9 protein-coding genes, 4 tRNA genes and 1 pseudogene are annotated in these 11733 nt (G+C 46.4%); 10 read left to right on the forward strand and 4 right to left on the reverse strand.

The window, feature by feature from the left end:
- Window positions 1-109: 109 nt before the first annotated feature.
- Together SHEWPOL2_RS15110 and SHEWPOL2_RS15115 are read right to left on the reverse strand one after the other, a co-directional pair.
- Complete coding sequence (locus tag SHEWPOL2_RS15110; RefSeq protein ID WP_037429537.1) at window positions 110-397, reverse strand: DUF406 family protein; 288 nt, start codon at window positions 395-397, stop codon at window positions 110-112.
- A 164-nt stretch (window positions 398-561) separates the two neighbouring features.
- Window positions 562-1050 carry a VC2046/SO_2500 family protein gene (locus SHEWPOL2_RS15115; RefSeq protein ID WP_037418688.1) on the reverse strand — a complete coding sequence of 163 codons (489 nt, stop codon included), beginning with the start codon at window positions 1048-1050 and terminating at the stop codon, window positions 562-564.
- A gap of 125 nt (window positions 1051-1175) precedes the next feature.
- Here SHEWPOL2_RS15115 and SHEWPOL2_RS15120 point away from each other — a divergent pair.
- The 3 genes from SHEWPOL2_RS15120 to SHEWPOL2_RS15130 all read left to right on the forward strand — a co-directional run bounded on the left by SHEWPOL2_RS15120 (window position 1176) and on the right by SHEWPOL2_RS15130 (window position 1586).
- Window positions 1176-1260 (forward strand) — tRNA-Tyr (locus tag SHEWPOL2_RS15120).
- 39 nt (window positions 1261-1299) lie between these two features.
- Window positions 1300-1384: transfer RNA gene (locus tag SHEWPOL2_RS15125), tRNA-Tyr, on the forward strand.
- Between the two features lie 117 nt (window positions 1385-1501).
- Window positions 1502-1586: transfer RNA gene (locus SHEWPOL2_RS15130), tRNA-Tyr, on the forward strand.
- 180 nt (window positions 1587-1766) lie between these two features.
- Here SHEWPOL2_RS15130 and queE read toward each other — a convergent pair.
- Window positions 1767-2435: a 7-carboxy-7-deazaguanine synthase QueE gene (gene queE, locus SHEWPOL2_RS15135; protein ID WP_037429538.1), complete on the reverse strand. Its 669-nt coding sequence runs from the start codon at window positions 2433-2435 to the stop codon at window positions 1767-1769.
- A 188-nt stretch (window positions 2436-2623) separates the two neighbouring features.
- Between queE and queC the strand changes: the two genes are divergently transcribed.
- Both queC and rrtA read left to right on the forward strand, forming a co-directional pair.
- Window positions 2624-3340: a 7-cyano-7-deazaguanine synthase QueC gene (queC, locus tag SHEWPOL2_RS15140; protein ID WP_037429539.1), complete on the forward strand. Its 717-nt coding sequence runs from the start codon at window positions 2624-2626 to the stop codon at window positions 3338-3340.
- Window positions 3337-3951, forward strand: coding sequence for a rhombosortase (gene rrtA / locus SHEWPOL2_RS15145; RefSeq protein WP_037429541.1), 615 nt, complete (start codon window positions 3337-3339; stop codon window positions 3949-3951). Before queC ends, rrtA begins: the two co-directional genes overlap by 4 nt.
- A gap of 148 nt (window positions 3952-4099) precedes the next feature.
- Here the strand turns inward: rrtA and uvrB are convergent, their stop codons facing one another.
- Window positions 4100-6121 (reverse strand): excinuclease ABC subunit UvrB, encoded by a 2022-nt coding sequence (gene uvrB / locus SHEWPOL2_RS15150; protein ID WP_037429542.1) that lies wholly within the window; start codon window positions 6119-6121, stop codon window positions 4100-4102.
- A gap of 1079 nt (window positions 6122-7200) precedes the next feature.
- Between uvrB and SHEWPOL2_RS15155 the strand changes: the two genes are divergently transcribed.
- The 5 genes and pseudogenes from SHEWPOL2_RS15155 to rsxC all read left to right on the forward strand — a co-directional run.
- Window positions 7201-7276 (forward strand) — tRNA-Asn (locus tag SHEWPOL2_RS15155).
- Window positions 7277-7478: 202 nt separating this feature from the next.
- Window positions 7479-9384, forward strand: a pseudogene (locus SHEWPOL2_RS15160) (GGDEF domain-containing protein).
- Window positions 9385-9509: 125 nt separating this feature from the next.
- Window positions 9510-10088: an electron transport complex subunit RsxA gene (gene rsxA / locus SHEWPOL2_RS15165; RefSeq protein ID WP_023267235.1), complete on the forward strand. Its 579-nt coding sequence runs from the start codon at window positions 9510-9512 to the stop codon at window positions 10086-10088.
- Window positions 10089-10670 (forward strand): electron transport complex subunit RsxB, encoded by a 582-nt coding sequence (gene rsxB, locus SHEWPOL2_RS15170; RefSeq protein WP_011626120.1) that lies wholly within the window; start codon window positions 10089-10091, stop codon window positions 10668-10670.
- A 3-nt stretch (window positions 10671-10673) separates the two neighbouring features.
- A partial coding sequence (rsxC, locus tag SHEWPOL2_RS15175) for an electron transport complex subunit RsxC (protein ID WP_037429544.1) occupies window positions 10674-11733 on the forward strand: 1060 nt, incomplete at its 3' end.

The following is an 11733-nucleotide window of genomic DNA, read 5'->3' on the forward strand; positions in this document are numbered from 1 at the left end:
CGATTTATCATTGTTTTTGTTGACGCAGATTACACTATCTACATTTAAAACAGCAACATCGGCCACACTTTATTACAAATTAACCTCGACTTGTATCACAGGGGTTGCGCTATAGACCATTCTCTAACTGGAAAATCATTTTTTCGACACTGACATCAAATACCAGTTTGAGCGTCACACCCGTTTCACCTCGAGTAACGCTCGCTTGCGTGTGTCGAAAACGTGTCTGGGCACGCTCAACCATCTTTGCCGCCTCATTTTCCGCCTCGCCACCCGTAAACTGCAACTCAAGCACAGTATCTTGTTCATCAATCACAGCACCGATGTCGACAAAGCTGCCGCAATCGGTACATGTGTCGTTTACTGTGGGGGGTTGTCCTGCAATGATACCTTTCATAGGGTTATCCTCTCTAATGGTCTCATGTTAAAAACTCAACATAATCGACTCAACATTAATATCACTAACGACTAATTATAGGGAATGATGATGAGAGAGACTCTGGTATTGCTCACGCTTATTACCCGAAATAATACCTTTGATAATAAATAGCCTCAGTAGCATTAAGCACTGGCTAAGCGTGGGATCAAATTACGTTGGATCGCTAGTTGATCGGCAAAGTGCATGATTTCAACTTGAGGAGATGGCAATTGTCCCCGCTGACGCAAGCGAGTTGTAAACTCACAGTTACTTAAGGCTTCGGCGATGGCGATGGGTTCACCACCTCGGATCACTAACGCTTCCGGTCGCAAGGCCTGTTGCAATTGAAATGCTCTTGCCCCTTGCTGCATAAACACGGCGCTATTGTCGATAATATGATTGTCTGAGGATAAATCCGCCACTAACGTTTGTTTTGGTGGTAATTCAAACTGACGTTGTAGTTTTTCGGCAGTATCGAGTTCTTTTTGCCATTGAAACTGCGCCATGTCCCTCGCGTCAGCAGACAATAGCGACAGCAACAGGGCAAACTCACCTCGCCTGTTGTGTTCGATTGCCGCATTTAAGCGGGAGCCAATTTGGGCTTCATTGATTAAAGGAACATCGATTTGCATAAAAAAACATCGCTAAAACAACTTGTTGTCAGTTAATCGACCAGTTGAACAAGAACTTTAGGAAAATTTTCATATTTAGACTTTACATGCCTAAGGTTTCTGACTACTATGGCGGCCGCAATTGAGGAGGGGTTCCCGAGTGGCCAAAGGGATCAGACTGTAAATCTGACGGCTCCGCCTTCGAAGGTTCGAATCCTTCTCCCTCCACCATTTGCACTAACAATTAGCGATGCTATAAAAGATACTCGTGGAGGGGTTCCCGAGTGGCCAAAGGGATCAGACTGTAAATCTGACGGCTCCGCCTTCGAAGGTTCGAATCCTTCTCCCTCCACCACTTTTATCTTCTGTGGTTCGTCAATCGTTAGTCTGCTGTAAACTTGCTTTACCCTTAAATCTGGCCAAGATTTAAGATGATTTTTAAGCGCAACTTAAAAGTCGGAAGAAAATATGTGGAGGGGTTCCCGAGTGGCCAAAGGGATCAGACTGTAAATCTGACGGCTCCGCCTTCGAAGGTTCGAATCCTTCTCCCTCCACCACTTCTTTCTCATCTCACGCTATATACCGCTTTATTCCCTAAGTTTTCTTTCTAAGACTCCACCTTATCCAAAATTATTTTTATTGCTTACTTAAAACTATTGTCTTTAATTCATAGATTTAGCTGATAAAAAACGCCCCATTCGGAGCGTTAAAGAAGAGTGCACAGCACTAAGTGGCGATTAATCGATATTCAAGTACTTATGGGTCTGAATCGATAAACGCCAGTTGCGAGCAATACACACCTTCATGGCTAATTCCGTCGCCCTTGGTTTCTGGCTGATCGGTTGCAGACAAATAGTTTTCCCTGACACATCAATCCCTTTGAGTAACTCATCGAGTTCGTCGATATGATGCTCGGTCGCTATCGGATGCTTTATCTCGTTGGCGCGGGTTAAGGCCTGCGCTAACACCTTATAACCCCCTTTCATATTGATCTTGGGCGAAACAGTCACCCAGGTATCAGCATCGCACTTCACCTCAAAGGTGCCACTGGTCTCGATTTGAGTGGCAAAGCCGGCAGCATGGAGCGTGTGGGTTAATTCATGCAGATCGTACATGCAAGGCTCACCACCAGTGATCACCACATGGCGCGCCGTATATCCCTTAGCGTTGAACGCCTCGATAAGACTCTGCGCCGTATGGTTAGCCCAGCGCCCCACGGAACCATCGACGGTAATCACTTGTTCGGGTGACACCTTGTTTTCCTCAAGCAGATCCCAAGTCTGTTTGGTATCACACCAAGCACAGCCTACAGGGCAGCCCTGTAAACGCACAAAAATGGCGGGTACTCCGGTAAAGACACCTTCACCTTGAATAGTTTCAAAGACTTCGTTGACTGGGTAATTCATGCTAGCGTTCCGTTTTTCTGGGGCGGCAGTTATAGAGGATTTTAGCTGCAGCTGCAAGTTTTTACCGCTGCTAACAGAGTGATGCCAAGAGCCGAATGCCCGTCACCACACGCCAGCAAAAAGTTTTCAAGCCCTAGCACCTGGGTTACACTTACGCCCTATTTTTGTGTCACTCTAAAGTGGATCTTATGTCAGCATCAGTTTCAAAGGTCGTGGTCATATTCAGTGGCGGACAAGACTCAACGACATGTCTTATTCAAGCCTTAACACAGTATGATGAAGTCCATGGGATCACCTTCGATTATGGACAGCGCCACCGTGAAGAAATTGACGTGGCGAAATCCCTCGCCCAACGCTTAAACATCACCAGCCATAAAGTGATGGATGTGAGCTTACTCAATGAGTTAGCGATTTCTGCCCTAACCCGGGATGCGATCCCTGTATCCCACGAATTAATGGAAAATGGCTTACCCAATACCTTTGTGCCAGGCCGTAATATCCTGTTTTTGACTTTGGCGGGGATCTACGCCTATCAATTAGGGGCTGAGGCGATTATTACCGGTGTCTGCGAAACCGATTTTTCGGGTTATCCCGACTGTCGCCACGACTTTGTCCGTGCAATGGAATCAGCACTGGTGCAAGGCATGGATAAAAAGCTTGAGATCATCACGCCATTAATGTGGCTCAACAAGGCCCAAACTTGGGCGCTGGCCGATAAATACCAGCAGCTCGATTTAGTTCGCCACCATACCCTGACCTGTTACAACGGCATTGTCGGTGATGGTTGTGGTGACTGCCCTGCTTGCCACCTTCGTAAACGAGGCTTAGAGGATTACCTGCAAAATAAAGCAGAGGTGATGACCTCGCTCGACAAGGCAACTGAAACGGGTAAACCGCAGGCGTGAGACTGGTGACGTTAACAAAACTCGGCCCCTATTGGCTGGCGCTTGTCGTCAGTCTGCTCTGCGCGCTCTTGTATGTTGCGGGACTTTTTACCCCAAGCGTAGATAATCTGCTCGCCTATCGACGCAGCGATATCAGTGACGGCCAGTGGTGGCGCCTTATTACCGGTAATCTGCTGCATACCAATCATTGGCACCTGTTGATGAACCTCGCTGGATTATGGGTAGTACTGTTTTTGCACCACTTTCACTACCAGCTTAAGGGATTAACCGCGCTGTTTATCCTGCTTTGTCTGTTTGAAGGCATTGGTCTGTATTTAGGTTACCCACAATTATTTGGCTATGTAGGCTTGAGCGGCATGTTACATGGCCTATTTACCTTTGGTGCAGTGCAGGATATTCGCCGCAAAATGTACTCTGGTTATTTGCTGCTGCTCGGGGTGATAGTCAAAGTCTGCCATGAACAGTTCTATGGTGCCAGTGATGATGTAACCGCAATGATCGGCGCGCGGGTGGCCACCGAGGCGCATTTAGTTGGTTTGATCTGTGGCTTAGTCTGCGCGCTCTTATTCTTTATGCTCCCACGCACGATGCTAACCAAAGAAAAAGCATAAAGTCTCGATTCTTCTTTGATGATCTAATCCAATAAAAAGCCGCTAACACAATGTGTTTAGCGGCTTTTTATTCAGTAAAACACCCTAGTGGCAGAACGTTAGCATCACAGCGTCGAGTCTTAACGCCTTGCTTAGGCGAGAAACTCATTTATGCGCTGATCAGTAATTCCCTTAAGCGTTTCACCTCATCACGCAAGGCCGCCGCCTGTTCAAACTCCAAGTTACGCGCATGTTCATGCATTTGCTTCTCGAGCTTATCGATATCATGGCTCAGCTGGGCAGCATCTGCATGATAACGTTTGGCTTTAGGTTCAGCCACTTTACCCAGTGACGATGGGCTATAGCCCTTTTCAGTGTCTCTGCCATCGTCCACATCCATCACATCGGTAATACGCTTGACCACGCCTTTTGGCACAATGCCATGCTCAAGGTTGTAGGCTCGCTGTTTCTCACGGCGGCGCTCGGTTTCGCCCATCGCCTTTGCCATCGAGTTGGTGATGCGATCGGCATAGAGGATCACCTTACCATTAACGTTACGCGCGGCGCGACCAATGGTCTGGATCAGCGAACGCTCCGAACGTAAAAAACCTTCCTTATCTGCATCCAAAATACAGACGAGTGAGACTTCCGGCATATCTAAGCCTTCGCGCAGCAAGTTGATGCCGACCAGCACATCAAACTTACCGAGGCGCAAATCGCGAATGATCTCTACCCGCTCTACGGTATCGATATCAGAGTGTAAGTAGCGGACTTTGACACCATGTTCGTCGAGGTATTCAGTTAAATCCTCCGACATACGTTTAGTTAACGTGGTGACTAACACCCGCTCGTTTACCGCAACCCGTTTAGCGACTTCCGAGAGCAAATCGTCCACTTGAATGCCGACGGGGCGCACCTCAAGCTCAGGATCGAGCAATCCTGTAGGCCGCACAACTTGTTCAACAATCTCGCCGCCACTCTTCTCCAATTCATAGGGGTTTGGCGTCGCCGACACATAAATCGTCTGCGGCATTAACTGCTCAAACTCTTCAAACTTCAGCGGCCGGTTATCCAACGCCGAGGGCAAACGAAAGCCATATTCCACCAAGGTGGTTTTACGGGAACGGTCACCCTTATACATGGCACCAATTTGTGGCACGGTGACATGGGATTCGTCGATAACCAATAAACCATCAGCGGGTAAATAATCGAGCAGCGTTGGCGGCCCCTCACCGGGGGCGCGTCCGGATAAATAGCGGGAATAGTTTTCAATGCCGGAGCAATAGCCTAGCTCCACCATCATCTCGATATCATATTGCACCCGCTCGTGGATGCGCTGCGCCTCAATCAACTTATTATTGTCGAGCAGATATTGCTTGCGCTCACGCAGCTCTTGTTTAATCAGCTCGGTGGCTTCAAGGATCTTTTCCCGCGGCGTCACATAGTGGGTCTTAGGGTACACTGTGGTGCGGGCGATACGTTTAACAATCTGCCCAGTTAACGGATCAAACTCGCTTAAGCGCTCAATCTCATCGTCAAATAGCTCTACCCGAATCGCGTAGCGGTCTGAGTCGGCAGGGAAAATATCAATCACTTCGCCGCGAACACGAAAGGTACCGCGCTGCAACTCGATATCATTGCGGGTGTATTGCAATTCACTCAAGCGCTTAAGAATATCCCGCTGTCCCATGGTATCGCCCTGGCGCAGGTGCAATAGCATCTTGAGGTAAGAGTCAGGATCGCCAAGACCATAAATCGCCGATACCGAGGCAATCAGCACCACATCCTTGCGTTCCAGCAGGGCTTTAGTGGCCGATAGCCGCATTTGTTCAATATGGGCGTTTACCGAGGCATCTTTTTCTATAAAGGTATTGGATGCGGGGACATACGCCTCGGGCTGATAGTAATCGTAATAGGAGACAAAATATTCCACCGCATTATTGGGGAAAAACTCTTTCATCTCACCATATAACTGTGCGGCGAGAGTCTTATTTGGCGCCATAATAATGGTCGGTCGCCCAAGCTTGGCAATCACATTGGCGATGGTGAACGTCTTACCAGAGCCCGTCACCCCTAATAGGGTTTGGCAAGCAAGGCCTGATTCGAGGCCATCAACCAATTTAGCAATGGCTGTTGGCTGGTCACCTGCGGGGGCAAATTGGGATTCAAGCTGAAAAACAGATTCTGACACGCGCTACATATCCTTGTGGTTAGTCGAACCATTCTAATCAAGAGACAGATTAAGCTCCAGCAGTTATCTCTTAATCAACCTACACTGAACATAAACGCCAATGTAACAAGTAGTAACTTTTATCAAATGTAATTAAATTACAAACCATTTATCTCCAATGTTGGGGATGAAAAATACTCCTCAATCCCGCATGGTTTCTCGCTTATTTCGACTTATCAACAAATTCTGTGGATAACCCTGTGAGTTGCGACTTAAAACAAGCGGCAAACCCTTGGTGCACGGGCGATGGACTTAAATTGCACTATTTTGGCGATAAAAATATTAATCCTTAAATTTCATATAGTTGACAATTGCAAGCCTTATCTTTTTTAGCATAAATTTAAGTTGCAATTTTGTAAGCAGATGAAAGTCCTTCCTTGTGTATTAATTTGGCATTAATCCTGAATTCCAGTGCATTTTATCGTCAGTTTGAGCACTAAAACGCCGTAGTCAAAAAGTTTCACTTTGCTGCAATCAAATGGTCATCTTGATGTTTAACGGCGCTCATCTAGTGACTAGAAAGAGGATAATGCCCGAGTTGTGGCTCTATTCGCCTAAACGTCAGTGCTCACCACTCACGCAATAGACTCAGCCCAGATAGCATCATCAACATTATAACGAGGTAAGAGATTATCTATGCGGGCAAAATCTTTTCTGAGTAAGGGTTCGCATCTGCCGGAATCCGCATAGACTTTGTTTGCTATTAGTTCCTGTAAACATTCAGCCAATTTTGCACTTTCGTGTATTTATTCAATGCCGTAGTGATTTTGATGCTCAAGCGACGGTTCTTTAAGCAATTGAAGATATGAGCCAGCCTTTAAGCACTTTTCATTGACAAATTTTATGGTACCGAACAGCGCTATCTTGCGAAAAGTTAAGTTATTTCTTCATCAAAATGCTGATTTCTACACCATGATGCACATTAGATGAGCACTTAACAGCATAATTACACTTTTTTTAGTAACTCGAGTTGACTCCTCCAACAGAGCGTTTTACTATGCGCTCCGTTCTCAACGAGTCATCGAGACGATTAAAGCGATTCCCCTGTAGTTCAGTCGGTAGAACGGCGGACTGTTAATCCGTATGTCACTGGTTCAAGTCCAGTCAGGGGAGCCATTTTATTTCACTTCATCTGTTTTTTATCCTACATCTAACGCTTATAGATCACGCTTTTCATTTCTGTTTTGCCTTAAATACGGTTACACTGTGAGCAGTTTGTTAACCAAAATACCGTGTATCATCACGCAGATAACGGTGTTATTTCAAATCTCATGCAATATCTTATTGCACATACTTTGACATATTGAGAGCGAATTTTATGGCGATGTCTAAATCGTATCCCATTTTTTTGTTGCTGATCTTTTTAGGCCTTTTTGGTTGGATTTATCAAAGCGAAAATCACCAGTTACAGGCAGAACAACAGCAGGAACTCAATAATTTCAAACAATACATGGCCAACTTTGACCAGTGGCAAGGTAATGGTAGCGAACTTTACCAACGCCTCTCCGAACATTACCCTCTGCAATTTTTTCAATATATTGATGATACTGATGGGCAACTTAATTACACTCAAGGTGAACTCAACGCCCAAATGGCTCACCCACTTGCTGGGTTATTTTCCTTAGATTTGTCACATACACAAAAGCTGCCTGCGGGTCGGTTACAAGTTAAGTTGAGTGTTAACCAAGCCATCGAAAACGCCATTGCCAATACCCAGCAGCTAGGATTCTCATTGCTGCTAGCTTACATTGTATTAGTTGTTGTTTTTTTATTACTTATCAATAAATTAAAATCTTCTATCCGTTATGCTGCCGATTATATTATGCATGTTCCGGAGTTGAGTTTTTCAGCCATAGAGTCTTCTAGACTGAATGGCGAAATGACCCCCGTCAGATTAGCGCTTGAGGAATGCCGAACAACGTTAAAATCACGAGTCGATAGCCTCACACAGGAAAACCAGAAACTGCATAAAGTGGCTTATCAAGATCCCATTACAGGGTTTGGCAGTCGTCCTCGTTTTACCTCCAAGTTAGAAAGTATTAACAATCGTGCGATTCCTCAACTCGGATTAATGGCCATGGTTAAGGCGACTGAGCTAGCTCATATCAACCAACTTCAAGGGCGCTCAGCGGGTGACGATTATTTATCGAATGTGGCTAATTGCATACGTAAAGCCAGTTCAAAATATCCCGATGCAGAGTGCTACCGCGTTTCCAGTGCCGATTTTGCGATTTTTTTGCCCGATTTAGTGTTAAAGGATGGACCTAAGTTTTTAGATCAACTGAAAATTTTCCTTGATGAATATCAACAGATGATCAAAGCAGAATCCGCGGCACATATCGGGCTTGTCCCATACCAACAAGGGACAGATCCCGTCAATTTGCTATCCCTTGCAGATACGGCTGTCAGCATAGCGCAAACCCTTGGTCCTAATAGTTATCATATTCAAGAGAAACTCAATGCGGATCAGCAATTTGGTGACGACCGTTGGAAACTGGCAATCAATGACCTAATCACCCGCCAAGCGCTTAAATTTTTCCAACAACCGATTCAACCTTGCCGTAACGATGTAGAGGTATATCGCGAGTTGCTGGCACGCTTCTACAATAGTGAAGGGAAGTTTTTACCGACCACCACAGTCATTGCCATGGCGGAGCGCCATGGAATGAGCACAGAATTAGATAAACTCGTGGTGATCACTACATTAAAAATGCTTAAAGAAAATCCCACCATTAGCGGCAATTTTGGCATCAACATCAGTGCTTTTTCAGCGCATCAAGAACTGTTTGTAGGCTGGTTAAAGGATATTCTTGGCAAGCATAAATATATCGCTTCACGCTTAGTATTTGAGATTAACGAATCCGGTATGCAAGCCAATTTAGGGGCGAGTTATAAGTTTGTACGTGAAGTGCATAGCGTAGGTTCGAGGGTATCAATTGAGCGTTTTGGCATGAGCTTTACCTCGTTCAAATTCTTCAGCGAAGTGCGCCCAGACTACATTAAGCTTGATGGTAGCTACACCTCGGCGATCGATGAAGACAGCAATAACAAATTCTTTGTGCGTATGATGGTAGACGTTGCCAGACGTATTGGTATCCGCGTAATTGCGACCAGTGTTGAGCGCCAAGAAGAAAAATTAACCCTCGAAAAAACTTCTCGTTGATGGCCTCCAAGGCTATTACATTGCCCAGCCACAGGCCATCACCCTAACTGATCAAATTTAAACCAATGCAGGGTTAATCAAGCATGCATATTTACAGTAAAGATAGTTAACCCTGCATTCTATATGTTGTTTATGCAAACGGAAAAGTCGATAATACGGCCAAGATCCGTTTAGACAAGTATTGAGATGAGTGAATATCTCCTGTTGTTGATCAGCACTGTACTGGTCAACAATTTCGTATTAGTGAAATTCTTAGGCTTATGTCCATTTATGGGGGTCTCCAGCAAACTGGAGTCCGCTATCGGTATGTCTATGGCGACCACTTTCGTGTTGACCTTGGCATCCATTCTCAGTTACCTAGTGAATCAATACCTATTATTGCCTTTTGATCTCAGTTATCTGCGTACCATGAGCTTTATTCTGGTGATTGCGGTGGTAGTGCAATTTACCGAGATGGTAGTGCAGAAAACCAGTGCAGCCCTACATCGCGCACTGGGAATTTATCTGCCGCTGATCACCACTAACTGTGCAGTATTAGGGGTAGCCCTATTAAACGTGAACGAAAAACACGATTTTATTCAATCTGCTATCTATGGTTTTGGTGCTGCGGTGGGTTTTTCCTTAGTGTTAATTCTGTTTTCCGCGATGCGTGAACGTTTAGCGGCGGCCGATGTGCCCATGCCGTTTAAAGGCGGTGCTATCGCCATGATCACCGCGGGCCTGATGTCATTGGCCTTTATGGGATTTACAGGATTGGTTAAATAGATGTCCACCATGTTAATTGCCGTTATCTTATTGACCCTATTGGCATTGTTCTTTGGGGTATTACTCGGATTTGCTGCCTTAAAATTTAAGGTTGAAGGTAATCCTATCGTCGATGAACTCGAAGCGATTCTGCCACAAACTCAATGCGGTCAATGTGGTTATCCCGGTTGTCGTCCTTACGCCGAAGCCATTGCCAATGGCGATAAAGTCAACAAGTGCCCCCCCGGCGGCACTGCGACCATGGAAAAACTCGCCAGCTTAATGGGGGTCGAGCCAGAGCCGCTCAACGCCGAGGCTCAGTCCCAAGTCAAAAAAGTCGCCTATATTCGCGAAGATGAATGTATTGGCTGCACTAAATGTATTCAGGCCTGTCCTGTCGACGCCATTATTGGCGCGGGCAAACTCATGCATACCGTGCTCACCGCTGACTGCACAGGTTGCGATCTCTGTGTCGAGCCCTGCCCCGTTGACTGTATCGATATGATCCCTGTGGGCCAAAATCTGAAAAACTGGAACTGGCGCTTAAATGCCATTCCCGTGACTCTTATCCAAGAGACCCCGCACGAAGAAAAGAGAGGATAAGCGGTGCAGACTTTATTAGATCAATTAGATAAAGGAACCCTTTGGCGCTCACCTGGTGGCATTCATCCACCTGAAGTCAAATTCCTCTCCAACACTACACCGATTAGCCAACTGCCATTAGCGCAGGAATACCTTGTGCCTGTGCCACAGGTAGGCGAAAACTGCTCCCTTGCAGTCAAAGTGGGCGACAAAGTATTAAAAGGCGCGCCATTAACTCAAGGTACCTCAATTTGGCATTTGCCCGTGCACGCGCCAACCTCTGGTACTGTGGTCGCCATTGAGCCAAGAGCCAGTAACCATGCCTCGGCCTTGCCGGTCAATACCTGTGTGATTGCTGCCGATGGTGAAGACCGCTGGTGCGAGTTAACGCCAGGCTCAATTGAGCTCAGCAATCAGGAGATGATTGCCAAAATCCATGGCGCAGGGATAGCCGGCATGGGTGGCGCCGCCTTCCCAAGCCATATTAAGCTCAATCCCGTTAGTGAAATTGAATTAGTGATAATCAACGGCGTGGAATGTGAGCCTTATATCAGCGCCGACGATCGCTTAATGCGCGAATACAGCCAAGACATTCTGGCGGGGATTGCGATTATCCATCGCCTTTTGTCGCCAAAACGCATTGTGATTGCTATCGAAGACAACAAACCTGAAGCCATAAAGGTGATGCAACAGGCGGTGAGTCAATCTACGCTCCCTGCCGGCAGCACTCGGGTAACGGTGATCCCAACGAAGTATCCCTCTGGCGGTGAAAAACAGCTGATCCAAATCATCACAGGTCGTGAAGTGCCCTCGGGCGCCATTCCCGCTAAGCTTGGGATTGTCGTGCATAACGTGGGAACCGCCTTTGCGATTCATCAAGCCGTGACCCAAGGAAAACCGCTGATTGAACGTGTGGTAACCGTTACCGGGCAAAATGTGGGTAAACCTGGCAACTATTGGTTACCCATAGGCACGCCCGTTGAACATGTGCTCAAGCAAACTGAATTTAATGCCGAAGCCGAACAAAAAGTGATTATTGGCGGGCCAATGATGGGCCACGCATTGCCAACCATCCAAGTACCGA

The organism is Shewanella sp. POL2, from assembly GCF_000282755.1.
GTDB classification, from domain to species: Bacteria; Pseudomonadota; Gammaproteobacteria; order Enterobacterales; family Shewanellaceae; genus Shewanella; species Shewanella xiamenensis.

Coding starts and splice junctions, on each gene's coding strand:
- SHEWPOL2_RS15110 (WP_037429537.1), bottom strand. CDS start 397: ATGAAAGGTATCATTGCAGGACAACCCCCCACAGTAAACGACACATGT.
- SHEWPOL2_RS15115 (WP_037418688.1), bottom strand. CDS start 1,050: ATGCAAATCGATGTTCCTTTAATCAATGAAGCCCAAATTGGCTCCCGC.
- queE (WP_037429538.1), bottom strand. CDS start 2,435: ATGAATTACCCAGTCAACGAAGTCTTTGAAACTATTCAAGGTGAAGGT.
- queC (WP_037429539.1), top strand. CDS start 2,624: ATGTCAGCATCAGTTTCAAAGGTCGTGGTCATATTCAGTGGCGGACAA.
- rsxA (WP_023267235.1), top strand. CDS start 9,510: ATGAGTGAATATCTCCTGTTGTTGATCAGCACTGTACTGGTCAACAAT.
- rsxB (WP_011626120.1), top strand. CDS start 10,089: ATGTCCACCATGTTAATTGCCGTTATCTTATTGACCCTATTGGCATTG.